This is a genomic window from Herbidospora yilanensis (assembly GCF_001570565.1).
In the GTDB taxonomy this organism is placed as follows: domain Bacteria; phylum Actinomycetota; class Actinomycetes; order Streptosporangiales; family Streptosporangiaceae; genus Herbidospora; species Herbidospora yilanensis.
Window position 1 is genome coordinate 94,512 of record NZ_BBXE01000031.1, and the last position, 26,001, is coordinate 120,512.

Annotated in this window: 21 protein-coding genes; 13 read left to right on the forward strand and 8 right to left on the reverse strand. The window is 72.3% G+C overall.

Features of this window, described 5'->3' with window-relative positions; genetic code table 11:
* The first annotated feature begins 152 nt into the window (after positions 1 to 152).
* Genes AW273_RS24970 through AW273_RS24990 form a run of 5 tightly spaced genes read left to right on the forward strand, consistent with a single transcriptional unit; the run spans position 153 to position 5,032 of the window.
* Positions 153 to 2,180 carry a DUF6421 family protein gene (locus AW273_RS24970; protein ID WP_062352715.1) on the forward strand — a complete coding sequence of 676 codons (2,028 nt, stop codon included), beginning with the start codon at positions 153 to 155 and terminating at the stop codon, positions 2,178 to 2,180.
* 2 nt (positions 2,181 to 2,182) lie between these two features.
* The gene (locus AW273_RS24975; protein ID WP_062352718.1) at positions 2,183 to 2,845 is read left to right on the forward strand and encodes an SDR family NAD(P)-dependent oxidoreductase; all 663 of its coding nucleotides are present in this window, start codon (positions 2,183 to 2,185) and stop codon (positions 2,843 to 2,845) included.
* Complete coding sequence (locus tag AW273_RS24980) at positions 2,835 to 3,887, forward strand: threonine aldolase family protein (protein WP_062352721.1); 1,053 nt, start codon at positions 2,835 to 2,837, stop codon at positions 3,885 to 3,887. Before AW273_RS24975 ends, AW273_RS24980 begins: the two co-directional genes overlap by 11 nt.
* A gap of 14 nt (positions 3,888 to 3,901) precedes the next feature.
* A complete protein-coding gene (locus tag AW273_RS24985) occupies positions 3,902 to 4,570 on the forward strand; it encodes a response regulator transcription factor (RefSeq protein WP_062352724.1) in 669 nt (222 codons plus the stop codon).
* A gap of 42 nt (positions 4,571 to 4,612) precedes the next feature.
* Positions 4,613 to 5,032: a response regulator gene (locus tag AW273_RS24990; RefSeq protein WP_157556116.1), complete on the forward strand. Its 420-nt coding sequence runs from the start codon at positions 4,613 to 4,615 to the stop codon at positions 5,030 to 5,032.
* On the opposite strand, the gene AW273_RS24995 is transcribed toward AW273_RS24990, so the two are convergent.
* From AW273_RS24995 to AW273_RS25015, 5 genes are read right to left on the reverse strand one after another with little or no spacing between them, the layout of a single operon-like run.
* Positions 4,918 to 6,345, reverse strand: coding sequence for a phytoene desaturase family protein (locus AW273_RS24995; protein ID WP_062352727.1), 1,428 nt, complete (start codon positions 6,343 to 6,345; stop codon positions 4,918 to 4,920). The two genes, AW273_RS24990 and AW273_RS24995, sit on opposite strands and share 115 nt — an antisense overlap.
* Positions 6,338 to 8,302, reverse strand: a complete 1,965-nt coding sequence (locus tag AW273_RS25000; protein ID WP_157556118.1) for a sensor histidine kinase — start codon at positions 8,300 to 8,302, stop codon at positions 6,338 to 6,340. Before AW273_RS25000 ends, AW273_RS24995 begins: the two co-directional genes overlap by 8 nt.
* A 5-nt stretch (positions 8,303 to 8,307) precedes the next feature.
* A complete protein-coding gene (locus tag AW273_RS25005; RefSeq protein ID WP_062352733.1) occupies positions 8,308 to 10,683 on the reverse strand; it encodes an ABC transporter permease in 2,376 nt (791 codons plus the stop codon).
* The gene (locus AW273_RS25010) at positions 10,680 to 11,354 is read right to left on the reverse strand and encodes an ABC transporter ATP-binding protein (RefSeq protein ID WP_062352736.1); all 675 of its coding nucleotides are present in this window, start codon (positions 11,352 to 11,354) and stop codon (positions 10,680 to 10,682) included. The genes AW273_RS25005 and AW273_RS25010 overlap by 4 nt, the downstream gene beginning before the upstream one ends.
* A complete protein-coding gene (locus AW273_RS25015) occupies positions 11,354 to 12,637 on the reverse strand; it encodes an adenylate/guanylate cyclase domain-containing protein (RefSeq protein WP_062352739.1) in 1,284 nt (427 codons plus the stop codon). The genes AW273_RS25010 and AW273_RS25015 overlap by 1 nt, the downstream gene beginning before the upstream one ends.
* 125 nt (positions 12,638 to 12,762) lie before the next feature.
* Here AW273_RS25015 and AW273_RS25020 point away from each other — a divergent pair, with 125 nt between their 5' ends.
* Both AW273_RS25020 and AW273_RS25025 read left to right on the forward strand, forming a co-directional pair.
* A complete protein-coding gene (locus AW273_RS25020; protein ID WP_062352750.1) occupies positions 12,763 to 13,743 on the forward strand; it encodes a cyclic nucleotide-binding domain-containing protein in 981 nt (326 codons plus the stop codon).
* Positions 13,740 to 14,513: an MBL fold metallo-hydrolase gene (locus AW273_RS25025; RefSeq protein ID WP_062352753.1), complete on the forward strand. Its 774-nt coding sequence runs from the start codon at positions 13,740 to 13,742 to the stop codon at positions 14,511 to 14,513. Before AW273_RS25020 ends, AW273_RS25025 begins: the two co-directional genes overlap by 4 nt.
* On the opposite strand, the gene AW273_RS25030 is transcribed toward AW273_RS25025, so the two are convergent.
* A complete protein-coding gene (locus AW273_RS25030) occupies positions 14,510 to 14,803 on the reverse strand; it encodes a DUF3467 domain-containing protein (protein ID WP_030450588.1) in 294 nt (97 codons plus the stop codon). The genes AW273_RS25025 and AW273_RS25030 overlap by 4 nt on opposite strands.
* A 70-nt stretch (positions 14,804 to 14,873) precedes the next feature.
* A complete protein-coding gene (locus tag AW273_RS25035; RefSeq protein WP_062352755.1) occupies positions 14,874 to 15,521 on the reverse strand; it encodes a DUF305 domain-containing protein in 648 nt (215 codons plus the stop codon).
* A 97-nt stretch (positions 15,522 to 15,618) separates the two neighbouring features.
* Between AW273_RS25035 and AW273_RS25040 the strand changes: the two genes are divergently transcribed.
* On the forward strand, positions 15,619 to 16,350 hold the full coding sequence (locus AW273_RS25040; RefSeq protein WP_062352759.1) for a thioredoxin-like domain-containing protein: 732 nt from the start codon (positions 15,619 to 15,621) through the stop codon (positions 16,348 to 16,350).
* Between the two features lie 77 nt (positions 16,351 to 16,427).
* Positions 16,428 to 17,327 (forward strand): excalibur calcium-binding domain-containing protein, encoded by a 900-nt coding sequence (locus tag AW273_RS25045; RefSeq protein WP_083950024.1) that lies wholly within the window; start codon positions 16,428 to 16,430, stop codon positions 17,325 to 17,327.
* A gap of 49 nt (positions 17,328 to 17,376) precedes the next feature.
* On the opposite strand, the gene AW273_RS25050 is transcribed toward AW273_RS25045, so the two are convergent.
* On the reverse strand, positions 17,377 to 19,605 hold the full coding sequence (locus tag AW273_RS25050; RefSeq protein ID WP_062352766.1) for a xanthine dehydrogenase family protein molybdopterin-binding subunit: 2,229 nt from the start codon (positions 19,603 to 19,605) through the stop codon (positions 17,377 to 17,379).
* A 108-nt stretch (positions 19,606 to 19,713) separates the two neighbouring features.
* Here AW273_RS25050 and AW273_RS25055 point away from each other — a divergent pair, with 108 nt between their 5' ends.
* From AW273_RS25055 to AW273_RS25070, 4 genes are all read left to right on the forward strand, one after another.
* Entirely contained in the window at positions 19,714 to 21,183 is a 1,470-nt protein-coding gene (locus tag AW273_RS25055) for a PucR family transcriptional regulator (protein WP_062352769.1), read from the forward strand.
* 829 nt (positions 21,184 to 22,012) lie between these two features.
* Positions 22,013 to 23,287 (forward strand): helix-turn-helix domain-containing protein, encoded by a 1,275-nt coding sequence (locus AW273_RS25060; RefSeq protein ID WP_232327585.1) that lies wholly within the window; start codon positions 22,013 to 22,015, stop codon positions 23,285 to 23,287.
* Between the two features lie 83 nt (positions 23,288 to 23,370).
* Positions 23,371 to 23,928: a copper resistance CopC family protein gene (locus AW273_RS25065; RefSeq protein ID WP_062352772.1), complete on the forward strand. Its 558-nt coding sequence runs from the start codon at positions 23,371 to 23,373 to the stop codon at positions 23,926 to 23,928.
* A gap of 8 nt (positions 23,929 to 23,936) precedes the next feature.
* Positions 23,937 to 25,955: a bifunctional copper resistance protein CopD/cytochrome c oxidase assembly protein gene (locus AW273_RS25070; protein WP_232327581.1), complete on the forward strand. Its 2,019-nt coding sequence runs from the start codon at positions 23,937 to 23,939 to the stop codon at positions 25,953 to 25,955.
* Positions 25,956 to 26,001 lie beyond the last annotated feature (46 nt).

The following is a 26,001-nucleotide window of genomic DNA, read 5'->3' on the forward strand; positions in this document are numbered from 1 at the left end:
ATCTCTCAACGGAGCGGACGTTACGGACGCGGGGGCGGGGGCTTCGTCCGCCAGGAGGGTGATTCGCCGTCACTCCGGAGAGTGACTTGCGGTTACATCGGGACATTGACATATATTTTTCGTCAAGAGGTATCGATAGCAGGAGAATCTTCATGACTGCGTTCCCTAAGGTGCTGTTCGACGAGGGTCACAGCGAGGCATGGACGATCCGGCGCGACGTCGCCGAGGCGATGAACCCCGGCCACCCCGACGACAACTCCTACGCCCGTGCGGCCGATCTTCTCCGCCGGCTGGGGCACCAGGTTTCCGCCCACACGGACGGGACACTCGTCCTCGACGGGCAGGACGTGCTGGTCATCGCCCACCCCTCGGCACAGCGCTGGGAACGCACCACCGGTCTGGGCAGCCCCGTGTTCACACCGGAGGAGATCGACGCCGTCGAGGCCTTCGTGGCCGGCGGGGGAGGGCTCGTCGTCCTCGCGGAGGAGGAGCAGGAGAAGTACGGCAGCAATCTGGGTGACCTGCTGTCCCGCTTCGGCGTGAGCGTCGTGCACACCACCGTCCAGGACCCGGCGAACCGGTTCAACAACGTGGCCTCCTGGGTGCTCGGCGAGCCGGCGCACGCCTCGATCGACGGGGCCGACGTGCTGGCCGGGGTGCGGCGGGCCTGCTTCTACCGGGCCGGCGTGCTGGCCGCCCCCGAGGCGGCCACCCTGTTCCGGACCTCGGGGAGCGCCACCCCGGCGAACGCGCCGCTCGCCGTCGCGCTGCCGTTCAAGAAGGGCCGGGTCGTCGTGGTCGCCGACTCCGACCTGTTCGGCGACGACTCGATCGGCGACCTCGACCACGCGCGCCTGTGGGGCAACCTGGTGACCTGGGCCGCGCGCTCGCCCGAGGCCGGCGCGACCGCCGCGGGCGGACGGCCCGAGTTCGCCGCGCTCAAGGAGGCCGTCGAGGCGCTCAGGCCGTACACGGAGAAGGACGGCACCTTCACCGGCGACCCCGCGCTGATCACCCGGGTCGCCGCGGAGGTCGGCGTGCTGGCCCCCCGGTTCCCGCACGACGAGGTCTACCTCCAGGCCGTGCGGAGCGACCTGGCGAAGTGGGCCGAGACCGGCGGCAGACCCGACTTCCTCGACTCGCTGAACGTCTTCCACCCCGACGAGCAGCGCGTCGACGGGCTGGAGCACCTCGTGGTGTTCCCCATGTACACCCAGAACGGCAATCCCAATCGCAACCTGGAGGCGGTCTGGATCACGACCGTCTGGCCGCGGTGGCTGGCCGACCTGGAGGCCGGGGGCTACGACAACCCGATGTTCGTGCCGATCGCCTTCGTCGACTTCACCGCCGGGTACGACACCGACTCCGCCGTGTTGTTCCCGGAGACCGTCGTGGTCAGGGAGACCCCGCCGCGCTTCACCTGGGGCGGCATCTTCTGCGACCGCGAGGCCGCGCGCTTCCGCATGGTGACCGATGCCGCCGCCAAGACCCTCAAGCTCGACCTGCCGCCGGACGCCGCCCGCCTGGTCGCCTCGCAGGAGCTCGCCCGGGAGACCTTCACGATGTGGGACCTGGTGCACGACCGCACCCACTCCCACGGCGACCTGCCGTTCGACCCGTTCATGATCAAGCAGCGGATGCCCTACTGGCTCTACAGCCTGGAGGAGCTGCGCTGCGACCTGACCGCGTTCGGCGAGGCCGTGAAGCTGGAGGCCGACGGCGTGCCGCACGCCCGCTACGTGCAGCTCGCGATCCTGTTCGACCGGCTGTTCCGGTTCCCGGTCACCGGCGCGCGGGTGCGCAACTACGACGGGCTCGGCGGCCAGCTCCTGTTCGCCTACCTGCACCGCAACGACATCGTCCGGTGGACCGACAACCGCCTGTCGATCGCCTGGGACCGGGTCGCGGGCGGCGTCGCCGACCTGCGGGCCGAGGTGGAGAAGCTCTACCGCGACGGCATCGACCGGTCGAAGCTGGCCCACTGGATGGCCGCCCACGACCTCGTCGCCGCCTACGTCGCGCCCCACCCGGCCTCGAAGTGGGCCGTGCGGGACCTGCCGGAGGAGCAGAAGGCCATGGTCGACGCCGTGCTGCCGGACGAGTTCCCCCTGAGCATGTTCTACGAGGCGCTGCGCCGTAAGCTCGCCGACGTGATCGAATCGACGAAGGGTGTGCGCTGACGATGAGCCGCGTCATTCTGGTGCTGGGCGCGGGCGGACCCGCCGGGCGGGCCGTGGTGCGGAAGTTCACCGGCCTCGGCGACACCGTCATCGGGGTCGACCGCTCGGGCGCCGAGGGCTGCCTGAAGGTCGATCTCCTCGACATCGCCCAGGTACGCGACCTGGAGGCCCGCGTCCGCGCCGAGCACGGCCGCGTCGACGGGATCTTCCACCTGGTCGGCGGCTGGCGCGGGGCCAAGACGTTCGCCGAGACGCGCCTCGACGACTGGGCCGACCTCAGCGACCTGCTGGTCCGCACCCTCCAGCACGTCACGCTCGCCTTCGAGCCGCTGCTGAAGGCCGGTGACGACGGCCGGTTCGCGATCGTGTCGGCCAAGGCCGCCGAGGCCCCCACGCAGGGCAACGCCTGCTACGCCGCTGCCAAGGCCGCCGCCGAGGCGTGGACGCTGGCCTTCGCCGACGCGCTCAAGGGCAGCGGCGCCGCCGCCTCGATCGTCGTGGTCATGGCGCTGGTGCACGACGCGATGCGCAAGGCCGCGCCGGAGAAGCCGTTCCGGAACTTCACCGACGTCGCCGACCTCGCCGACGCCCTGGCCGGTCTGTGGGACCTGCCGGTGACCGAGGCCAACGGCCTCAGACTGGACCTGACGGCCCATGGGAACTGACGCGGTCCGGCGCCACGATCCGGCGCTGAAGGGCTTCGCCAGCGACAACTACGCCGGAGTCCACCCCGAGATCCTGGAGGCGATCGCCCTCGCCAACGGCGGCCACCAGGTCGCCTACGGCGACGACGTCTACACCTCCGCGCTGCGGAACGTGTTCCGCCGCCACTTCGGCGAGCGGGCCGAGGCTTACCCCGTCTTCAACGGCACCGGCGCCAACGTGGTCTCGCTGCGCGCGATGTGCCAGCCGTGGGAGTCGGTCGTCTGCGCCGACACCGCCCACGTCCACGTCGACGAGGGCGGCGCGCCCGAGGTCGTCGGCTCGCTCAAGCTGCACACCGTCCGGACGCCCGACGGGAAGCTCACCCCCGACCTGGTCGGCACGCAGGCGTGGGGGTTCGGCGACGTCCACCGGGCCCAGCCCCGGGTGGTGTCGATCACCAACGCCACCGAGCTCGGCACGGTCTACACCCCCGCCGAGATCGCCGCGCTGACCGGGCACGCCCACGCGCGCGGCATGGTCGTCCACGTCGACGGCGCGCGGCTCTGCAACGCCGCCGCCGCGCTCGACGTGCCGCTGCGGGCGCTGACCACCGACGTGGGGGTCGACGTGGTGTCGTTCGGCGGCACCAAGCTCGGCCTCATGCTGGGGGAGGCCGTGGTCGTGCTCAACCCCGACGCGGTGCGCGGGCTGCCGTACATCAGGAAGACGAGCATGCAGCTCGCCTCCAAGATGCGGTTCGTGTCGGCGCAGTTCGAGGCGCTGCTCGGCGGCGACCTGTGGCTGCGCAACGCCCGCAACGCCAACACGATGGCCGCGCGGCTGGCGGAGAAGGCGGGCGGCCTCCCTCACGTCACGCTGACGCGGCGGCCCCAGGCCAACGCGGTCTTCGCCACCCTGCCCGGCGAGGTCGCCGACCGGGTCCGCAAGGACTTCCCGTTCTACACGTGGAACCAGGAGACGGGCGAGGTGCGGTGGATGTGCTCGTTCGACACCACCGAGGAGGATGTGGACGCTTTCGTCGCGGCCCTCGCCGAGGGGTAGATAACCTTGTCCCCGTGCCGTTACGGGTCGTGATCGCCGAAGACAACCTGCTGATGCGCGAGGGCGTGGAACGTGTGCTCTCCCGCGATCCCGAGATGACGGTCGTGGCCGCGTGCGCCGACCTCGGAGGGCTGCTCGCCGCCGTCGAGGAGCACCGGCCCGACGTCGTGGTCACCGACGTCCGCATGCCGCCGACGTCGACCGACGAGGGCATCCAGGCCGCCACGAAGCTGCGCGCCGGGTCGCCCTCGACGGGCGTCGTGGTCCTCTCGCAGTACGCCGAGCCGTCCTACGCCACGATGTTGCTGGCGGGCGGCAGCGCCGGGCGGGCCTACCTGCTCAAGGAGCGGGTGGGCGAGCCCGGCCAGCTCGTCGAGGCGGTGCGCGCGGTGGCGCGCGGCGGGTCGGTCATCGACCCGGTCGTGGTCGAGGGCATCCTGGCCGACTCGCTGCGGCGGCGGGCCTCTCCGCTCGCCGCGCTCACTCCCCGTGAGCGGGACGTGCTGGCCCAGATCGCCCAGGGCAAGAGCAACGCGGCCGTCGGCGAGACCCTCTACCTGAGCGAGAAATCGGTGGAGAAGCACATCAGCGTGGTGTTCGCCAAGCTCGGGCTGGAGGCCGCCCCCGAGGTGAACCGGCGGGTGCTGGCCGTGCTCCTCTACCTGTCGGAACAGGAGGGGTAACACCCTTAGCGACGGGCGTCCCACCCGGCACCATGGAGTGCCATGGGGTCCGTCGAAGTTCTCATCGTCGACGACCAGGCGCCGTTCCGGGCCGTCGCACGGCGGCTGGTCGCCCTGGTCGCCGGCTGGCGCGTGGCCGGCGAGGCCGAGTCGGGGGAGGACGCCGTCACCGCGGCCGCCCGCCTGCGTCCCCGCGTGATCGTGATGGACATCAACCTGCCCGGCATCAGCGGCATCGAGGCCACCCGGCGCATCCTGGCGGGGCAGCCCGGCGTCACGGTGGTGCTGGTGTCGACGTACGCGGCCGAGGACCTGCCGCCCGACGCCTACAGTTGCGGCGCGGCCGGCTACATCCGCAAGGAGGACCTGACGCCCGCCCGCCTGAGGGCGCACCTGGCCGCCATCAACCCGCCCATGCCGTGCACGCCCGCTCCCGGCGGCGTCGACGACGAGCAGAGGTAGACGCCCTCCAGAGGGGTGCGCCACGGCTGGAGCGACACCACCGGCCGGGCGACGAACTGGCGCAGGTCGGCCGCGCCGCCGCCGATGTCCCCGCCGACGTAGTTGGCGTCGTGGTCCTCCATGGCGCGCGGGCCCATGGTGTGGCGGGCCAGGACCACGTCCCGGAAGCCGGGGGCGAACCGTTCGATCTGGGCCTCGATCGCGTCGGTCATGTCGCCGTCGTAGCCGTTCGGGACGTGACAGTAGGCCCACAGGGTGCGGTGTCCCTCGGGGGCCCGCGACGGGTCGGGAGGCTGCACCAGGAGGACGTAGGGGCGGTCGCAGACCCGTCCGCGCACGGCCGCCCGCTCGCCGGCGGCGATCTCCTCCAGGGTGCCGCCGAGGTGGACGGTCCCGGCCGCCGCCACCGCCGGGTCACGCCACGGGACCGGGCCGGCGAGCGCCCAGTCGACCTTGAACACGCCCGGCCCGTACCGGAAGCGCGCCATCCTGCGGGCGTAGCCGTCGGGCAGGTCGGCCATCTCCAGGAACTGGCGCGGGGTGACGTCCAGCAGGATCGTCCCGGCGTCGGGGAGCTCCTTCAGCGCGGTCACCCGGTGGCCGGTGACGGCCTCGCCGCCGAGCTCGCGCAGCCGGGCCACCATCGCGTCGGCCATCACCTGGGAGCCGCCCTGCACCACCGGCCAGCCGACCAGGTGGGCCGTCGCGGCCAGCAGCACGCCGTATCCGGCGGAGACGGGGGCGCTCAGGTCGAGCATCGAGTGGGCGGCCATCCCGGCCAGCGCCGCGCGGGTGCGGGGTTCGCGGAACAGCAGCCTCGCCGCGGTCGTGGCGGGGAGGGCGCCGGTGAGACCGTACCGGACCAGGGAGAAGGGGGCCTTCGGCACGCCGATGGGCGCGAGCAGGCTGTCGATCAGCGGGAAGCCCGCCTTGGCGGCGGCGCCGACGGTGGCCAGGTAGGCGGCGCCGTCGCGGCCCAGGCCCGCGGCCGTCCGCTCGGCCGAGCGGTGGAACAACACGGCCGGGCCGTCGTCGAGCGGGTGGGCGGCCGGGATCTCCGGGTGCAGGGGCCGCACGCCCAGGCCGGGCAGCCGGTCGCGGAGCGCGGGCGAGGCCAGCGCGGTCGCGATCACGGTCGCGCAGACGTCGTGGGTGAAGCCCGGCAGGGTGAGCGCGGCGCTGCTGCGCAGGCCGCCGCCGAAGGTCCCGGCCGCCTCCAGCAGCAGGACCCGGCGGCCCGACTCGGCCAGCTCCAGCGCGCCGGTCAGGCCGTTCGGGCCCGAACCGACGACGACGGCATCGAACTCAGGCATGTGGGATCTCCCCGCGGATCGTGGTGCCGGCGCCGAGCGCCGACTCGACGGTCAGGGTGCCGCCGATCGCGCCGAGCCGGTCGCGCATGTTGACGAAGCCGTGCCCCTCACCAGCGGATTCGAACCCGGCGCCGTCGTCGGCCACGGTGAACCGCAACACCTTGTCGTCGGCGGTGATCTCCACCTCGACGGCCGCGTCGGCCCCGGCGTGCTTGCCCGCGTTCTGGATCGCCTCCAGGCAGCAGAAGTAGACGGCGGCCTCGGTCTCCTCGGAGAAGCGTCTCGGCAGGTCGACGTCGACCGCGCACGGCAGCGCCGACCGCCGCGCCGCCGACCGCATCGCCTGGTCGAGGCCGTGGTTGCGCAGCAGCGGCGGATAGACGCCGTGGGCCAGCTCCCGCACGGCCGCGATGGTGCCCTGCACGTCGTCGCGGAGCTCGGACATCATCGCGCGGGCGGTGTCGGGGTCGTCGGCGATGATCTCCCCGGCCAGGCTGAGCTTGACCGACAGGGCGACCAGGTGCTGCTGGGCGCCGTCGTGCAGGTCCCGTTCGATGGCGCGGCGGGCGGCGTCGGCCGAGGTCACGATGCGCAGGCGGGAGGCCTGGAGCTCCTCGTTGCGGCGGCGCAGCTCGTCGAGGCTGGCCTGGAGCGCGGAGTCGAGCCGCATGTTGTGCAGGGCCAGGCCGACCTGGCGGGCGAGCTGAACGAGCACCTGGTCGTCGTTCTCGGAGAACGGCGGGGCGTCGGGCGGGCGGCGCACCACGATCATGCCGAGCAGCTCGCCCAGGTGGGCGGCGGGCGCGACGCGCACCAGGCCGCCGCTCTCCGGCAGCATGCCCGGCAACCAGATGGCCAGCCACGACGGGCCGCCGATCCGGGTGCGGCCGACGATGACGCGTTCCCGGTCGTTCAGGGTGATGCGTTCCGGCGGCAGGTCGGGCACGCCGACCGTGCGCTGGAGCACGCCGTCGGAGCCGACCCAGATCTCCGCGCCCGCCGGGGCCATCGCCGCCTTCAGCGACTCGGCGAGCTGCAGCAGCAGCTCGTCGAAGGGGACGGCACGGCTCATGCGGGCGCCGAAGGTGGCCAGGATCTCCTCCGGCGGCACCCCGCCCCGCCCGGTGACGGCGCGGGCGGTGTGGAGCAGGCGGTTGCGAAACGGAATCGCCAGGACCGCCACCACCAGCGCCGCCGCCATCGACGAGACCAGCAGGTCGCGCTCGCTCTCGGCCGGGAGCCGGCCCAGGCCCAGCACCACCACCAGGTAGACGCCGGCGATCAGCACCGCGAACCCGGCCACCACCACGGCCTCCAGCAGCGCCTTCTCGCCGACGTGCGCGGTCGGCGGCAGGTGCCCGAACAGGGCCCCCACCGGCACGATCACCAGCGCCCCGACGAGCCACGCCATCGGCGTCTCCGGCACGCCCAGCAGCAGGTAGAGCCCGATGATGACGGCGCCCGCGGCGGCGGACAGCAGCAGCGCGGCGCCGGTCCACTGCAGGGCCGCCCGCTGCCGGGGCGAGGCCGGGCCGCAGCGGGCCACGATCGCGATGGTGCCGGTCCCGGCCGCGACGACGGCGGCGGTGGCGTAGCCGCCGGGCGAGACCTCGACGAGCAGCGTCAGCGCCAGCCCGCCCAGCGCGCCCAGGCCCGTGACGATCCGGCGCGGGAGGCTGCGCAGGTCGCCGTCGGGGAGGGCGAGCGCGAACCCGAGCCACCCGGCGATGGCCAGCGGCACCGCCTGCGGCCAGATCGCCGCCGCGCCCTGGAGCACCGCCACCAGGCCCGCCCAGCGGGCGACGGCGGGCCGCCCGGAGGCCAGGCACCCGGCGGCGGCGATCACCCACCCGGCGGCGACCACGGCGCTGGCGGTGTCGGCGGCGTCGTTGAACCCGGCGCCGAGCGTCACCAGCGCGGCGACGCCCCCGGCGGTGACGGTGAGGACGCGGTTCATGCCGATCACTCCGCTCTCAGGATGTCGGCGACCCGCAGCCGGGTCAGCGCCCGGCCCGGCCACACGGCCAGCAGGTTCGCGGCCAGCAGCGTGACCGGGCCGATCAGCAGCAGCGCGAGCAGCGCCAGCGGCGGACGGTGGAAGAACGGCATCGTGTCGGCCACCACGCCCCACAGGGCCCGGCCGGCGAGGAAGCCGAGCGGCACCCCGGCCGCGATCCCGGTCAGCGCCACGATGGTCGCCTGGGTGAGCACCACCCCCCGCGCCTGACCGGGTGTCATGCCGCAGGCGCGCAGCACCGCCATCTCGTTCCGGCGCCGCCGGACGGCGGTGACCAGGGCGTGCGCGACGGCGCCGATCGCGAGCAGGCCGAGGAAGACGGCCAGCGCGAGCGGCAGCGGTTCGACGCCGACCATCTGCGCGAGCTGGACGGGCGGCTCGGGCGGGAAGAGGCCCATGCCCTCGGGGAAGCCGGCGTTGACGCGGGCCATCACGGCCGCGGGGTCGCCGGTCACGGTGGCGAACACGAACAGGAACTTGAAACCGCCGGGCGGGAGGAGCCGCTCGTATCCGGCGGCGGTGACGATCCCGCCCTCGTCGTAGTCGTTGTGCGGCCCGGACGGGACGAAGCCCAGCCCGACGACCCGGAACCCCTGGTCGCCGCGCGGCCCGGCCAGGGTGAGGGCGTCGCCCACGCCCACGCCGACGCGGCGGGCGCTGCTGACGGCCAGCATGACCTCGCCGGGCCCCTCGGGCGCCCTGCCCTCGGTCACCACAGGCTGCCAGGGCCGGTCGCTGTCGTGCAGGCCGAACAGGGTGATCGAGGTGGCGCCCGCCTGCGCCACGCCGACGGTCGCCGTGGTCCCGGCCGTCACGGCGGGGTCGGCGGTGACCGTCCGGAGCGTGGCCGCCGGGTCGGCGAGGACCTGCCCGGAGAAGCCGAGGAAGCCGACGAGCTGGAAGTTCTGGCCGTAACGCTCGGGATGGGACCCGGCGTCCTGGACGCCGTTCACGAACGTGAACGCGGCGACCACACCCAGCACCCCCACGACCGCGCTGGCCAGCGCGGGCCGCACCGGCAGCGCGTCGGGCCCCCGGCCGCGCTCCAGGGCGAACCGGGCGCCCACCACGACCGGCACCGGCAACCCGAGCCGGGCCGCCGCGGCCACCAGCGACGAGCGGGCCGCCGGTCCCCGGGTGCGCCGCAGCGCCAGCCATCCCGTGACCGCCGACCCGGCCCCGACCAGCAGCACCGCCAGCGCGGCCCCCGCGCCCAGCACCGGCCAGTCGGCGTCGAACCCGGGGGCGGGCTCGACCAGGGAGGCCGTGCCGATCGGCGTCCACGACGAGGCCGCCAGCGCCGCCGCCACGGCGGCGACCGCCCCCGCGACCGCCGACAACACCGGCAGGACCGGCAGCGTCCGCAGCGCCTGTCGCGGCGTCAGGCCCAGCGCCCGCAGGGTCTTCAGCGAGCCCGCCGCGGCGGCCGTGTAGCGGGCCACCGACTGGCCGATGAGCACCACCGCCGCCACGAGGGCGGCCAGCCCGAACAGCAGCAGGCAGACCGACTCGAAGGCGATCAGCCGCCGGAGCCGGTCGCCCTCCGCCACGTTGTTCCACACGTCGATGTCCGGCCGCCCGGTGAGCGCGGCCAGGTCCCGCTTGAACGGCCCGATGTCCCCGGTGCCGCCGCGCAGCCGCACCAGCGCGTTGACGTAGCCCTCGCGGCCCGCCCCGAGGAAGTTCGTCTCGTACGCCGCGAACAGGGCGGGGGTGACGATCAGGCCGCCCCGGCCCGAACCGGCCGGGTCGACGTACCAGGGCGACCGGATGACGCCCACCACGGTGGCCCGGATCCGCGGGCCGGTGAAGGGCACCGCGCCCGCGTCGGGCCGGGCCTCCTCGGGGGTCGGCAGCCGCAGGGTGACCCGGTCGCCGACGCCGCGGCCGAAGCTCCGGGCGAACGCGGGGGTGACCACCACCTCGTCGACCCTGGTCTTGTCGTAGAGGCGCCCGGCCAGCACGACCGGCTCCTCGGTGCCCTCGAAGATGTGGTCGTCGCCCGGCGGGAACGCCGACACCTCTCCCGAGGCGACGGGGTCGTCCAGGGAGAACCCGCCCACCACGAAGGTGGTCACCGCCTCGACGCGGGGCAGCGCCCTGACCCGGTCCCAGTCGAAGCCCGGCTCGTTGGGCAGCACCGTGATCGTCGACGGCCGGGTCGCCTCCGACAGCCGGTCGTAGGCCGACAACCCCCGGCGCGCCCCCGCGACCGCCGTCAGGACCGTCGCCAGCGCGAACGCGATCAGCAGCGCCAGCACCACCGCCGAGCGGCCCCGGCGGCGCCACTCCAGACGCAGCCACACCCCGGTCAAGGTCATGGCTCGATCCGGCCGTCGCGCATCCGGATCGACCGCGACGCCCCGGCCGCCACCTCGGCGGCGTGCGTCACCATGATGATCGTCTGCCCGTCTTCGTGCAGCCGGCGGAACAGCTCCAGCACCTCCAGCCCGCCCTCGCTGTCGAGCGCGCCGGTCGGCTCGTCGGCCAGCAGCAGGCTCGGCTGGTTGACCAGCGCCCGCGCGATGGCGAGGCGCTGCCGCTGGCCTCCGGAGAGCACGGCCGGCACCTGCTGCAACCGGTCACCCAGTCCCAGCAGGTCGAGCAGGTCCCGGGCGCGCGCCTCGGCGGCCCGCCGCTTCATGCCGCCCAGCACGCCGGGCAGCACGAGGTTGTCGAGCGCGGAGACCCCGTCGAGCAGGTTGAAGAACTGGAACACGAACCCGATGTGGTGGCGGCGGAACCGGGCCAGCCAGTCTTCGTCGCGGCCGTCAACGCGCTCCCCGGCGACCTCGATCGTGCCGTCGTCGACGCCGTCGAGCCCGGCGATGACGTTCAGCAGGGTCGACTTGCCGCACCCGGAGGGGCCCATCACGGCGACGAACTCGCCATCGGCGACGTCGAAGTCGACGCCCCGCAGGGCGCGTACCGGGGCGAGTTCGGCCTCGAAGGTGCGGCGGGCGCCCCGCACCCGGACGGCGGTGTCGGACATCAGTGTTCCTCCGGGAGGTGGAAGGCCGTGACGGGGGTGGACCGGCCCTTGACGGCGCGGGGTCCGAGGGGGATCCACGGCAGCCCTTCGGGCAGCGCGCCGACGGTGCTGGCGGCGGCGACCGTCCCGGCCGGGCGGGCCAGGTCCTGCATCCGGGCCGCCAGGTTGACCGTGTCGCCGACGAGCGTGTACTCGACGCGTTCCTCGCTGCCGAGCAGCGCGGCGGCCACCTCGCCCGTGCAGAGGCCGATGCCGAGCCGGAACGGGGTCTCCCACTCGTCGTTGAGGCGCCGCTGGCGCACGTGCATCTGCCGGGCCGCGGCGACCGCCGAGGCGGCGTGGCCGGGGCGCGGGTCGGGGGCGCCGAAGACGGCCATGACGGCGTCGCCGACGTACTGCATGACGGTGCCGCCCTCGCGGAGGATGGCCGCGTTCATGGCCCGGCGGTGGGCGTTGAGCCGCCCGGCCAGCACGGCCGGGTCGGTGTGCTCGGCGATGGCCGAGTAGCCGCGCACGTCGCTCATCAGCACGGTCACCGTGAGCCGTTCGGTGCGGTCGAGCCCGTCGGCCAGCAGCTTGTCGGCCAGCCCGCCGGGTAACAGGCGCGAGAGGCGTTCGCCCTGCTCGTCGCGGCGCAGGATCGCGGTGTGCAGCATCCGCAGGCGCTTCAGCGCGCCCTGCCGCCCGGCCGAGGCGCCCCGCGCCAGCTTGAGGAAGAGCTGCTCGACCAGGGCGTTCACCTTCTCGGGGCTGTCGCCGGCCGCCGCCGCGATGGCCTTCACCGACCGCCCCTCGGCGACCTGCCGCAGCAGCGCCTCCTCGGCCGCGCTCAGCTCCGGCGACCGCGCGGGGGAGAACAGGTCGTGGACGATCTGGGGGTCGACCATCGACCCGCCCGCCGCCACCTCGCGGATCGCCCGGCCCAGCAGGCCCGCGTCGGCGATCCGGTCCTTGAGCAGGTAGGCGTACCCGTCGGCCCCCTCCGACAGGAGCTTCACGGCGTAGTCGGGGTCGTCGTACTGGCTCAGCACCACGACGCCGGTGCCCGGGAGGCGCCCCCGTACCTCCCGGGCGGCGTCGATGCCCTCGTCCTGGAAGGTCGGCGGCATCCTGATGTCGGTCACCAGCACCTGGGGACGCAGCTCCTCGGCGCGGGCGACCAGCTCGTCGTAGTCGGCGGCCACGCCGACCACCTCAAGGGCCTGGTCCCTGGCCAGCAGCGCGCGCACGCCCTCGCGGACGATCAGGTTGTCGTCGGCGAGCAGCACGGTGATCCGGTCCACGCGCCAAATGTCCCTCCCGCGCGTGGCCGGGAACAGAGGGTTAGCCCTCCTGCGCCCGGATGGACACCACCCTGTGTCGCCGGCCCGTCGCCTCCTACCGTCGGAGACGACCAGAGGAGGCCGGAATGCGCGTCGAATCGCAGGCCACGTCCCTGTCCTGGATCCCGTCGGAGGCGGTCAAGGGGTACACCCGCCCGATGTTCGACGCCGGGATCTCCCACTACGACGACCCACCCCCCGGACACGTCGACGACCTGGAGGCGCTGCGCCGCGCCGACCGGTTCCGGTTCGCCAATGTGCTGCGCGTATGGGCCGAATTCGGCGACGATGGCCGGGTGATCGCCCACGGCGCCGAAGGAGGCGGGGTGATGGGCTCCACCACGGTCCGCCTGGGCCCCCTCGGCCTCACCCTGGCCGCCGTGAGCCTGCCCGACCTCCGTACCGAGACGGTCGGCGACGGCTTCGTCACCGTCACCCAGTCGGCCGGCGGCCGCACCTCGGTGCCGTTCCCGCGCGCCACCGCCGGGATCCCCCGCTGGCGCTCCCCGCTCGTCTGGACCACGATCTCGATCACGTTGTGGCCCGGCGGCGCCTCGGACGTCACGCTGTCGGGCGCCAGCCCGTTCCCGCGCCACTGGGTCTACGACGACGCCGGGCGGCTCGTCCTCAAGGCCGGCGTCACCGACTTCAGGGCGTGGGCCGCCCAGCGCGGCACCCCGTGGGGCGCCGAGGACTCCCCGGTCGTCGTCACGGCCGCCGAGACCGCCCTGGAACGCGAACTGTCCCGGCTGATCATGCGCGGGACCCGCAAGCCGGTCATCCGGGAACTGAAGCAGGGCGCCGCCCTGGTCCGCCAGGGCGAGCCCGGGGAGTCGCTGTTCCTGCTCCTCGACGGCGTCGTCACGGTCGACGTCGACGGCCGCGAACTCGGGCGCGTCGGCCCGGGCGCGGTGCTGGGGGAGCGGGCCCTGCTGGAGAACGGCCGCCGCACCGCCACGCTGACCGCGCTCACCCCGATCAGGGTGGCCGAGGCCGGCGCCGACAGCATCGACCGGGCCGCCCTGGAACACCTGGCCCAGGGCCACCGCCGCGAGGAGTTCGCGTGAGACTGCACTTCCTGGGGGTACGCGGGTCGACGCCCGCCCCCGGCGCCGAGTTCACCCGGTGGGGCGGCCACACCTCGTGTGTGGCCGTGCTGCCCGACGGGTGCGCGGCGCCGCCGCTGGTCCTCGACGCGGGGACCGGGATCAGGAACCTCGCGCCGGTCCCCTTCCGGGGGGTGATCGCGCTGTCGCACCTGCACTGGGACCACGTGCAGGGGTTGCCGTTCAGCCGGGCGGTCGACCATCCGGAGGCGTCGGTGGAGCTGATCGTGCCCGGTGCGGAGCCTCTCGCGCTGCTCACCCGGGCGTTCTCACCGCCGCACTTCCCGATCGAGCCGGGAGGTCTGCGAGGAGCCGTGTCGGTGAGCTCTTCCGGCGGGAGCCGCGAATTCAAGGGATTCGACCTGATCCAGGCGGAGGTGACCCACAAGGGCGGGATCACGGTCGGGACCCGGGTCGAGTGCGACGGCGTGGCCGTCGTCTACCTGCCCGACCACGCACCCCAGCTCGGCTCGGCGGCGGCCGAGGAGTTGTGCCGGGACGCCGACCTGATCGTGCACGACGGCCAGTTCCGGCCCGAGGAGCAGGCGCTGGCCGACGACTACGGGCACGCCACCGTCACCGACGCGCTGGCCTTCGCCGAACGCTGCGGCGCGCGGAGCCTGCTGCTGACCCACCACGCGCCGGGCCGCACCGACGACCAGCTCGACGCCGTCGCCAAGGAGTGGCCCGACGTGCGGTTCGCCCGCGAAGGCGACGTCGTGACCGTCTAGATCTTGTGGCCGACCTCGTTCTCGTAGGCGGTGAGCTGCTGCTCCAGCGCCTTCATCAGCTCGAAGACCTGCGCCGGGGGAATGCGCACCCGGCTCACGATCCGCGTGGGCACGCTGATGTACTGCTGGCCGTCGCCGTTGTCGGCCAGGCCGGGCGGGCGGGTGATCACCGCGAAGTCGAGCACGAACCCGTCCTGGGTATGCCAGACGGAGGCGAAGTTGGCGTACTGGCCGGCCTCCACTTCGGGGGTGATGCTCACTTCCAGGCGGCTCTCGGGCTCGTTGGTCAAATCCTCATCCCTCCGGGTCGCCTCCATGGTGCCCTGTCGGGGGAGCGTTCCCGCGTCCGACACGTCCTGTTCATTTGAGGATCGACGGGAGCGGCTGCGCGCCGCGCGTCGCCAGCATCTCTTTCATCAGGTCGATCTCGGCGGTCTGACCGTCGACGATGTGCTGGGCGAGGTTCCGCACTTCCGGACGTTCGGCCAGCTCAAGCGCGCCCTTGGCCATCTCGACGCCGCCCTCGTGGTGGCGGATCATCAATTGCAGGAACAGCACCTCGGCCGCCTGCCCCTTCGCGTCGGCGAGTTGCCTCATCTCGTCGGCGGTGGCCATTCCGGGCATCACACCCGGTGTCACGCCCGCTGTCACCCCGGCCGCCGCCGCGTGGCCGTGGCCCGCCATCCAGGTCATCGGCTTCACGCTGGAGGCCTGCGACAGGTCCCACTGCTGCAGCCAGCCGATGAACATTCCACGCTGCGCCGACTGCGTCGTGATGATGTCGTAGGCCAGCGTGCGCACCCCGTCGTCGGTGCTCTCGTCGCGCACCGCGAACGACATCTCGACCGCCTGCGCGTGGTGAACCCCCATGTCACGGGCGAAACCGGCCTCGGGGGACAGGTCGCCGGGGGTGCCCGGCCGGGCCAGGTTGACCAGCAGCAGGACGATCGCGACGACCACGACGACGGCCGCGGCGACCGGGAGCAGAAGCGAACGGGGGTTCTTCATCGCCCCCAGATTACTTCCCGCCGGGACGCGATGGGCCAAACGGCTATCTATACCCACTATTCTCCTTGTCCATATGTGACCGCGTGATGGAGGGTCGATGACCAAGGAGAAAGCGCAGGCACGGCGTGACCGTATCGCCCAGATGAGGGCGCAGCAGCGGGCCAAGGAACGGCGGGCCGCTGTCCTCATGTGGGGCATCGGCGGCCTGGTCATCCTGCTTCTCGTCGGAAGCGTCGCCTTCTACATCATCCGTCAGGAGATGGACAAGTCGGAGGCCGAGAAGGCCGCGACCGCCGCTCAAGAGGCGATGCTGCCGAAGGTCAAGAACTTCGAGTACAAGGGCGCCGGCCACGTCAACACGAAGGTCGCCTACAAGGAGACCCCGCCGGCCGGCGGCGAGCACAACCCGGCCTGGCAGACGTGCGGCATCTACGACCAGCCGATCAACAACGAGAACGCGGTCCACTCGATGGAGCACGGCGCGGTCTGGATCACCTACCAGCCCGACCTGCCGGCCGCCGAGGTCGACAAGCTGAAGGCGCTGGCGGGCGAGCCCTACATGCTGCTCAGCCCCTACCCCGGCCTGCCGTCGAAGATCGTCGCCTCGTCGTGGAACCACCAGATCCAGCTCGACAGCGCCTCGTCCCCCGACCTGAGCGCCTTCGTCCTCAAGTTCCGCCAGGGCGAGGACACCCCCGAGCTCGGCGCGAGCTGCGACGGCGGCGAGACCCGCTCCGCGGCCGACGCCCCGCTGCCGCCGGCCGGCTCCCAGCCGGCCCCGCAGCCGTCGGGCGCGCCGTCCATGTCGACGGACGCGCCCGCCCAGTAACAACCGGTTTGAGATTCAGGACGGCCCGTGCGCCAGTTTGGCCACGGGCCGTCCCATGTCGATAGGCTCTGCGGGCGATGTCAGGGATTGAGGCCGGGATGCAGAACACCCCCGTTGCGGAGGAGCCGGGTCCGCCGCGGCCGCCGCAGGCGACCAAGGGAGCCACGATCGCCCTCAGCGTCGCGCTGGTCCTCGTGGTGATCATGTCCGGCGTGCTGGGCACCGTCGCGGTGCTGATGACCAACAACCAGGACTCCCCGCCGCTGACCCAGCCGGTCGTGACCAAGCTCGCGGTGCCCATCCACTTCGCGCCCGTCGAGGCGTCCGGCGCGGCCCCCTGCCCGGCCGAGACCGAGGCCGTCCTCGACGACGCCGGCACCACCTGCTACCAGCTCGAACCGGGTGTGACCCTGACGTCGGCGCAGAAGATCGAGACCTTCACCGAGTCCGACGGCACCTACTCGATCCGGGTGGTCCTGGCCCCCGACAACCGGGCCCAGATCGAAGACCTGACCCGCGACACCGTGAAGCGCCTGCTGGCGATCGTGGTCGGCGACAAGGTCGTCTCGACGCCGCGCGTGGCCCAGGAGATCACCCAGGACAGCCTGAGCATCGTCGGCGGCTTCACCAAGGAGGAGGCCGACGCCTTCCTCGCCCGCCTGAAGGGCACCGGCGCCCCACCCGCCCAGCCGCCCGCCAACCAGCCGACGAGCGACCCGGCGGCCACCGGCCAGCCCGGCGTGACCGACCCGAACCAGCCACCCGGCGGCACCGACCCGAACCAGCAACCGGGCGGCACCAACCAGCAGCCCTCCGCGAACAACCAGGGCGGCGCGACCTCCCAGCGCTACCCGACCTGCGCGGCGGCCATCGCGGCCGCGGCCGGCCCTTACACCAAGGGCATCCACGAGGAATACGAGTGGTACATCGACGTCGACAACGACGGCGTCGCGTGCGACCCCGACGACGTGTCCTGATTCCGGTCGGGTACGACCTGAGCGGCGCCCCTCGGCCGGCTGTTTCGCTCTATGCCGGGACGCTGCTCAGGGCGATGTCATCGAGCCGAATCGGCACCCTCGACAGCGGCAGGCCCGTCGCCGCCCGGACCGCCGCCGCGATGGCCGGGGTCGACGACAACGTCGGGGGTTCGCCCGCTCCCCGCAGCCCGTAGGGCGCGTGCGGGTCGGGGTTCTCCAAAATCGACAACCTCATGGGCGGCATGTCGAGGATGGTCGGGATCAGGTAGTCGGTGAACGACGGGTTCAGCACCTTCCCGTCGCGGATCTGGATCTCCTCCATCAGCGCCAGGCCGAGACCCTGGGCCGTGCCGCCGTGGATCTGGCCTTCGAGGGCGAGCGGGTTGAGGATCTTCCCGACGTCCTGGACGGCGGCCAGTTCGACCACCTTGACCAGGCCGAGCTCCACGTCGACGTCCACCACCGCCCGGTGCACGCACAACGCCAACTGGGTGTGCGAGTCGCCCTGGCCGGTCAGCGGGTCCATCGGGAACGTCCGGCGGTGCCGGTATTCGCGGGTCTCCTCGATCGGCCCCTCGGCGGCCAGCACCTCGGCCACGCTCCGGCCGTCGGCCGTCAGCGCGTCGAGACGTTCTTTGACCGCCAGGCTCGCGGCGCGGACCGCGCCCCCGGTGACGTAGGACTGCCGGGAGGCCGACGACGACCCCGCCGAGCCGACGGTCGTGTCGGCGGGCACGATGGTGACCCGGTCGATGCCCAGTTCGGTCTGGGCGATCTGGGTCTTGACCATGATGAGGCCCTGCCCGACCTCGGCCGCCGCCGTGTGCACGAGCACGTGCGGCTCGCCGCCGAGCAGTTCCACCCGCACCCGGGCGGTCGAGTAGTCGTCGAAGCCCTCGGAGAAGCAGATGTTCTTGATACCGACGCCGTAGCCGACGCCGCGCCTGACCCCCTCGCCGTGGGTGGTCTGCGCCACGCCGCCCGGCAGTTCGCGCAGGTCGAGCGTGGAAGGCCCGGGAAGGGGCATCGCGTCGAGCTCCCGCAGCATGTCGGCGAGCGGCGCGGGCGTGTCGATCACCTGGCCGGTGGCCAGCAGCGACCCCTGCGAGACCGCGTTGCGGATCCGGATCTCGACCGGCGACACGCCGCACGCCTCGGCCAGCCGGTCCATCTGCGACTCGTAGGCGTAACAGGCCTGGACCGCCCCGAACCCCCGCATCGCCCCGCAGGGCGGGTTGTTGGTGTAGGTCCCGTAGGCGTCGATGAGGACGTTCGGCACCTCGTAGGGGCCGACGCCGAGCGACGCGGCGTTCCCGACGACGGCGGGCGAGCTGGAGGTGTACGCGCCCCCGTCGAGCACGATCTCCGCCTTGACGTAGACGAGCCTGCCGTCGCGCGTCGCGCCGTGCTCGTAGCGCATCCAGGCCGGGTGGCGGTGGACGTGCCCGAAGAAGGACTCCTCGCGGCCGTACACGAACTTGACCGGCTTGCCCGTGCGGAGGGCCAGCATCGAGGCGTGGACCTGCATCGACAGGTCCTCGCGCGCGCCGAACGCGCCGCCGACGCCCGCCAGGGTGAGGCGGACCTTGTCCTTCGGGAGGTTCAGGCAGGGCGCGATCTGGTCCTGGTCGACGTGGAGCCACTGGGTGGCGATGTAGAGGTCCACGCCGCCGTCCTCGGCCGGGACCGCGAGGCCCGACTCGGGGCCGAGGAAGGCCTGGTCCTGCATGCCGACCTCGTATTCGCCCGTGACGACCACGTCGGCGGTGAAGGTCGACCCGACCCTGACGGGCTGGTGCCTGACCAGGTTCCCGTGCACGCTGACCTGAGGGCACTCGGGGTCGAAGGCGGCTCTGCGCGGGTCGGTGACGGCCTCGCGGACCTCGTATACGACCTCGATCAGATCGGCGGCCCGCCGGGCCGTCTCGGGATGGTCGGCGGCCACCAGGGCGACCGGTTCGCCCTGGTAGCGGACCTGGTCGATGGCCAGCACGGGCTGGTCCTTGTGTTCGAGGCCGTAGAACTTCTCGCCGGGGACGTCCTCGTGCGTGAGCACGGCGTACACACCCGGGACCTTCAGGGCGGGACCCACGTCGATCGACCTGATCCACGCCGACGGGTGGGGGCTGCGCAGCGTCGCGCCCCAGAGCATGCCGTCGAGCCACAGGTCGGAGGAGTAGGCGAACTCCCCGGTGACCTTCAGCGTGCCGTCGGGGCGGAGCAGGCTCTGCCCGATTCCCTGTCCGATTCCCTGGGTGCGTCCGGTGGCGATGCTCATAGACGCCCAGTAGACCAACCTTTTGTTTCCGGACCTATCGGCTGACCCATGAAACGCCGGGGCCACAGAGGGCGGCGCTTGTAGATTCATCCAAATAAGGTGGGTCTTGTGCAGATAAGTGAGCTGCTGGCCCACGAGACGCTACGGCTCATCCTGCTGGCCGGAGAGCCGGTCGGCGAGATCACTGGCGTCGTGGTGACCGACCTGCCCCGGCCGGGCCGCTATCTGAGCGGCGGAGAACTGGTGCTCACCGGCATGATGTGGCGCCACCGGCCGTCCGACTCCGAGATCTTCGTCGACCATCTCGTCCAGGCCGGCGTCACCGCCCTCGCCGCCGGAGACGCCCGGCTGGGTCACGTGCCCGACGACCTCGTGGACGCCTGCCGCGAGCGCGGCCTGGCCCTGATCGAGGTGCCGATCGAGGTGTCGTTCGGCGCGGTCATCGACGTGGTCGACCGCCGCATGGCCGGGGAACAGCGCCTGGCCCTCGGCCGCCACCGCCGCATCTTCGCCGCCGTCGCCGAGGGCGCCGGGCTCCCGGAGTTGTTCCGGATGGCCCACGACGAACTGGGCGTCACCGGCGGCGTCGTCTCGGCGGCCGGGCGCGTGATCGCCGGGGAGGTCCCCGACGCCTCCCGGATGGCCGCCGAGTTCCTCCGCGCCGTCCGCCTCCCGCACGTCACCGCCGACCCCCGCACGATCTTCACCGTCGACCGCAGCCCCCGCGTGGCCGGCTGGGCGCTGGTCCTGGACGGCGACGTCAACCCCGAGATCGGCTACGAGCTGGCCGCGTGCGTGGCCCTCGAACGCACTCGCACGGAAGAGGGCCGCCGCGTCGAACGGCGGCTGCTGGAACAGCTCATCGGCCTGGCCGGCAGCGCCGACCTCCCGGAGTTGTCGGCCCGGATGAGAACCTGCGGCCTCGACGTGGCGGCCCCGTTCGCGGTCGTCGCCTGCACGGCCCTGCGCGCCGGCGCCTCGGACGGCCCGGACGCCGCGACCCTGGGCGGGCTGGTCCTGGAGGAGATGCTCGACCGGTCGGTCGTCGCGGTGGCCGCCGCCGACGCCGGGCTGGCGCTGGTGCCGCTGCCTGACTCCGTCGACGACCTGACCGGCCGGTTGAGGGCACGGCTTTCGATATCGGCCGCCCCCGGGGTCCGGCTTTCGATCGGCGTCAGCGCCGCGCTGACCGGTCCGGCGGCGATCCGGGGCGGGATCGAGGAGGCCGGGTACGCCCGCCGCATGGCCGAGGCCCGCGACGGCGGCCTGGTGACCAGCGACGAGATCTACACCCACGCATTGTTGCTGGCTACGGTGCCCGACGACATCCGGCGGGGGTTCGCTTCACGGCTGCTCGACCCGCTGTTCGGGTATGACCGCAGGCACCAGGCCGATCTGGTGCGGACCCTGTCGACGTTTCTCGACTGTGCAGGATCGTGGAACGTCTGCGCGGAACGGTTGCACGTGCACGTGAACACGGTTCGTTATCGCATCAGGCGGGTGGAGGAACTGACCGGCCGGAATCTGACGACAATGGCCGACCGGGTGGATTTGTATTTGGCCCTGCGCGCATCCTGACCCGATCGCCATTTCGAGTCCCGAGGGCTGGAATTCCCGGTGCCGAGGAACTCGGGCTCGATGACACAATCGCCGTGCGCCACTGCTGAAAAGGTCGCCGGCGCACCTGAGTTCCGGCCACTCGGCGAAATCGCCGGGACCGGCGAACCGGCCTTTCCGGGCCGATTTCCCGCTGATATCGGTTCTCAATGCCGGGCGCCGCCAAGCGAATGCATTCCCCTTTTCGGCGGGCCGCGCGATCGGGATCGGGACAGAACGGTCTTCGGGGGAGGTTCTTCGCGACGGGGCGGCCACTTTCATCTGCACGTGCATCTGCCGTCACACCGGTCACTGATCCTGGTGCTGAGTCGCCCGACTGCGACCCGAGTAATTGAGGTGGCTTCAGCGGCCGGACCCTCCCGTAGTTGCCGGGACTCTGGTCTTCCGTAGATCACCTAACGTGACAATGAGGAGACGTTCGGTGAAAACGGCAGGTCAAACATAAAGAATCGCGGCACTGGCCAGTGCCGCGATTCCGAGTTCCTGCTGTGGCCGGGGGATCCGCTCCCGGTGCCTGGGGGCGGGTGGGGGAGGCTCACATGGGGTTCACGCTAGGGAATTTCCCTTGACTTTCCTGACTCACGTAACGAGTCAGCAGCATTCCAGGCTGTAAGGGCGCAAGGGGGACGAAGCGGCGCTGGCGGCCGTAGCATTGATCCCTGCGGCGGTGGTAACCGCAACTAGGGTCGTAAGAGCAAGCATGATCAGGCGGCGTCGCACGGTGGGGCTCCCGTCGGGTCTAGAGGTTCTTGCATTTTTCCAGGGGGTGCTGGTGACCGGTCAAGATCTAGTGGGTCAGCGCATCAAGACCATCCGCCGACAGCGGGGGCTCTCTCAAGCGCAACTCGCACATCCTGAGCTGTCCGACAGCTATGTTTCCCTAATTGAGAGCGGTAAGCGTACCCCTACTCCGGCAGTTCTGGAGCTCCTGGCTCAAAAACTCGACTGCTCTCTCACTTATCTCGTCAACGGCGTCACCGCCGAACAGATGGAAGAGATCGAGGTCGGCCTGCGATTCGCGCGGCTGGCGCTGGAGAACGGCGAGGCCCAGGAGGCGCGCCGCCGCTACACCGAACTCCTCACCGACACCAGCCTCACCGGTCTGGCCCAGCTCCGCCAGGAGGCCGAATACGGCTGCGCCCTGGCGACCGAGGCGTGCGGCGATCGGGCCGAGGCGATCCGGCTCCTCAAGGGGCTGCGCGCCGACATCGAGCGGCCGATGACCGTCGAGTGGCAGGTGGCCGTCGCGGTCGCGCTCTGCCGCTGCTACCGAGACGAGGGCGAACTCGGCGAGGCCGTGCGGGTCGGCGAGGCGCTGCTCGGCGGCAACTCTCGCCCCGCCTGGACCGACGCCCTCATCGAGCTCGGCTCGACCCTGCTCTCGGTCTACCGCACCCGCGGCGACCTGCTGCGCGCCCGCCACTTCGCCTCCGAGTTGTTGTCGGCCGCCGAGCTGCTGGGCACCCCCCGCGCCCTCGTCGCCGCTTCGTGGAACGCGGCGTTCGTCGCCCAGGAGACCGGCCGGGGCGAAGAGGGCATGAGCCTGCTGGAGCGGGCCATGGCCATCCAGTCCGAGAACGGCGGCGACCCCCGCAACCTGGCCCGCCTCCGGGTGGCCTACGCGACCATGATCGTCCGCACCCGCGCCACCGACGTCGAGGCGGGCCGCGACCTGCTGCTGCGCGCTCTGCGCGAGCTCGGCGAGTCGTCGGCCTCGGTGCTCGACAAGGCCCGCTGCAACATCGAACTGGCCCGCGCGGAGCTGGCCCTGGGCCACCCGCGCGAGGCCGTCCAGTACGCCCGCGTCGCCGACGAGTCGCTGCGCGAGTCCCGTGGGGAACACTGGGCCGACGCCAACCTCGTCCAGGGCCAGGCCCTCCTGCTCCTCCACGAAGACGAGGAGGCCGCGGTGGCCCTGGGCAACGCCAACGAGTCGTTCGACCCGGCCCCGATGCGCCGCCGGGCGCAGAGCTGGATGACCGTGGCCGAGGCCTACGACCGCCTCCACGACCACGACCAGAGCATCCTCGCCGCCCAGAAGGCCCTGGCCTGCGTCGGCCTGTGACCGTGGCGGGGGCGGTGGTCCCCGTGGCCCGGCGACGGGCTCACGGTGAGACCACCGCCCCGCGTCGGTAGCCTTAGGGCGCCATGAAGAGTTCACCGATCGTCGCCGTTCTGGCCGTCGTCGCGGCCCTTCTGCTTCCCTCCGCGCCGGCCGCCGCCCACACGTCCCTGCGGAGCAGCGACCCCGCCGAGAACGCGCAGGTCGCCGCGTTGCCCAAGGTGACGCTCGAGTTCAGCGAGTCGGTGCGGTTCCCCGCCGTCGTGTTGACCGGGCCCGACGGCGAGCGTTACGAGAACGGGAAGCCCCGGGTCGACGGGCGCAAGGTCGTCCAGGACGTCGGTCCTCCCTCGGCGCTGCCGTCGGGGACCTACACGATCGCCTATCGCGTCGTCTCCCGTGACGGGCACCCCGTCGAGGGGGAGATCCCGTTCACCTACGCGCCGGAGCCGTCCGGCGGCCTGAGCCCGTCGGAACCGGGTCAGCCGGTGGTGCAGGCCGCCGCCGCGCCCACGCCGAGCGCCACCGGGAACACCGTCGCGCCCGAGGAGAGCAGGCAGATCCCCGCCTGGATCTGGATCGTGGTCTTCGGGATCGCCGGGATCGGGATCGGCATGGCGTTCAGCATGCGTAAGAAGCCATGATGGCCGGAATGTCCGATGGGAAGGCCGCCCGGATGAACCGTACGGTCCGGCTCGCGATCGCGGGCGGGTGTGCCGCCGCCGGGGCGCTGGCGGTCGGCATGGTGGCGGGGGGCGCGGCCACGCCGCGGGTCATCCCGGGGCTGCCCGACGAGGGCACGCTCACCCGGTGGATGGTCCCGGTCTCCAAGCTCGGCATGGACGTCGCCGGCCTGGTCACCGTCGGGCTCCTCCTCATGGCCGCCGCGCTGCTGCCCTCCGACAAGGGGTTGCTCGGCAAGACCGCCCTCGGCTACGCCAAGGCGGCGAGCTGGTCGGCCCTGGCCTGGGGCGGGGCGGCGGCGCTCAACCTGGTCTTCGGCTTGTCGCAGTCGCTCGGCCAGCCGGTCGGCGTCGTGCTCGACGGCAATCAGCTGACCAGCTACGCCGGGCAGACCCCGCAGGGCATCGCCCTCACCCTGGTCGTGCTCTTCTCGGTCTCGATCGCGCTGTTCGCGCGGGGGGCGATCACGGTCGGCGCGGCCGGCGGGCTGCTGGTGTTCTCGCTGGCCACGCTGCTGCCGCCGGCGCTGACCGGACACTCCTCCAGCGCGCCCAACCACGGGCTGGCGACCACGTCGGTCGCCTTCCACCTGGTGTTCCTGGCCCTGTGGGTCGGCGGGCTCGGGCTGCTCTGCTACCACGCCCTGCGCGGCCATGACCGGCTCCCGCTGGCCGCCGACCGGTTCTCCCGCATGGCGTTCTGGTGTTTCGTCGGGGTCGGCCTGTCGGGGCTGGCGTCGGTCGCGGCCCGGCTCGCGTCGGTGTCGGCGCTGTTCACCTCCGCGTACGGCGTGATCCTGCTCCTCAAGATCGTCTTGTATGCCGTGCTGGGCGGCGTCGGCTGGTGGCACCGCAAGCGCACGCTGCCCGAGCTGGCCGCCGGCCGGCCGATGGCGTTCGTCAAGCTGGTGCTGGGCGAGATCATGCTGATGTCCGGCGTCGTCGGCATCGCCGTGGCGCTCGCGCAGACCGCGCCGCCGCCCGTCGACACGCTGCCCACCGACCGGGCGTTCGACCTGCTCGGCTACGTCATGCCGCCGGAGATCTCGGTCACGAACCTGCTCACGCTCTGGTGGTTCGACCTCTTCTTCGCCGTGATCGCGGCGGTCCTCGGGGGCCTGTACGCCGCCGGGGTCGTCCGGCTCGTCCGCCGCGGCGACAAGTGGCCCGTCGGGCGGTCGATCGCGTGGGGCCTGGCCATTGTGATCCTCGTGCTGACCACCCAGAGCGGCGTGGCCCGCTACGCACCGGTGTTGTTCAGCGTGCACATGACCGAGCACATGATCCTCTCGATGCTGGTGCCGATCTTCCTGGTGCTCGGCGCGCCGGTCACGCTGGCGCTGCGGGCGCTGAAGCCGGCCGCGCGGCGGGGCGACCGGGGGCCGCGTGAGTGGATCACCGTCGTCCTGCACAGCCGGGTCGCCAAGTTCGTCGCCCACCCGGCCATCGCGACCGCCCTGTTCGTCGTGTCGACGTACGCGCTCTATTTCACGCCGCTGTTCGAGTCGGCCATGGAGGAGCATCTCGGGCACATCTCCATGTCGTTGCACTTCCTGCTGGTCGGCACCCTGTTCTTCTGGGTGATCGTCGGGGTCGACCCGGCGCCGAACCAGCTTCCCTACTTCGGCCGCCTGCTGCTGCTGTTCGTCACGATGCCGTTCCACGCGTTCTTCGCGATGGCGATCATGAGCATGGGCAGCGTGCTGGCCGCCGACTGGTACGAACAACTGGGCCGGACCTGGGGCGCGTCGTCGTTGTCCGACCAGAACACCGGCGGCGCCATCGCCTGGGGCTTCGGGGAGATCCCGACGCTGATCGTGCTGATCGCGCTGGCCATCCAGTGGTGGCGGGCCGACGAGCGGGTCGCCCGGCGCCTCGACCGCAAGGCCGACCTGGTCGCGGCCCGCACGGGCGGCACCGGTGACACCGAGCTCGACGCCTACAACGACTATCTGGCAAAGCTCAACAAGCGTGACCAAAAGCGGTAACGGGCATCATCTTCTGGGTTCGGCAAACCCTAAGCAAACGGCAACC

Coding starts and splice junctions, on each gene's coding strand:
- AW273_RS24970 (WP_062352715.1), top strand. CDS start 153: ATGACTGCGTTCCCTAAGGTGCTGTTCGACGAGGGTCACAGCGAGGCA.
- AW273_RS24975 (WP_062352718.1), top strand. CDS start 2,183: ATGAGCCGCGTCATTCTGGTGCTGGGCGCGGGCGGACCCGCCGGGCGG.
- AW273_RS24980 (WP_062352721.1), top strand. CDS start 2,835: ATGGGAACTGACGCGGTCCGGCGCCACGATCCGGCGCTGAAGGGCTTC.
- AW273_RS24990 (WP_157556116.1), top strand. CDS start 4,613: ATGGGGTCCGTCGAAGTTCTCATCGTCGACGACCAGGCGCCGTTCCGG.
- AW273_RS24995 (WP_062352727.1), bottom strand. CDS start 6,345: ATGCCTGAGTTCGATGCCGTCGTCGTCGGTTCGGGCCCGAACGGCCTG.
- AW273_RS25000 (WP_157556118.1), bottom strand. CDS start 8,302: ATGAACCGCGTCCTCACCGTCACCGCCGGGGGCGTCGCCGCGCTGGTG.
- AW273_RS25005 (WP_062352733.1), bottom strand. CDS start 10,683: ATGACCTTGACCGGGGTGTGGCTGCGTCTGGAGTGGCGCCGCCGGGGC.
- AW273_RS25010 (WP_062352736.1), bottom strand. CDS start 11,354: ATGTCCGACACCGCCGTCCGGGTGCGGGGCGCCCGCCGCACCTTCGAG.
- AW273_RS25020 (WP_062352750.1), top strand. CDS start 12,763: ATGCGCGTCGAATCGCAGGCCACGTCCCTGTCCTGGATCCCGTCGGAG.
- AW273_RS25035 (WP_062352755.1), bottom strand. CDS start 15,521: ATGAAGAACCCCCGTTCGCTTCTGCTCCCGGTCGCCGCGGCCGTCGTC.
- AW273_RS25040 (WP_062352759.1), top strand. CDS start 15,619: ATGACCAAGGAGAAAGCGCAGGCACGGCGTGACCGTATCGCCCAGATG.
- AW273_RS25045 (WP_083950024.1), top strand. CDS start 16,428: ATGTCAGGGATTGAGGCCGGGATGCAGAACACCCCCGTTGCGGAGGAG.
- AW273_RS25050 (WP_062352766.1), bottom strand. CDS start 19,605: ATGAGCATCGCCACCGGACGCACCCAGGGAATCGGACAGGGAATCGGG.
- AW273_RS25065 (WP_062352772.1), top strand. CDS start 23,371: ATGAAGAGTTCACCGATCGTCGCCGTTCTGGCCGTCGTCGCGGCCCTT.
- AW273_RS25070 (WP_232327581.1), top strand. CDS start 23,937: ATGTCCGATGGGAAGGCCGCCCGGATGAACCGTACGGTCCGGCTCGCG.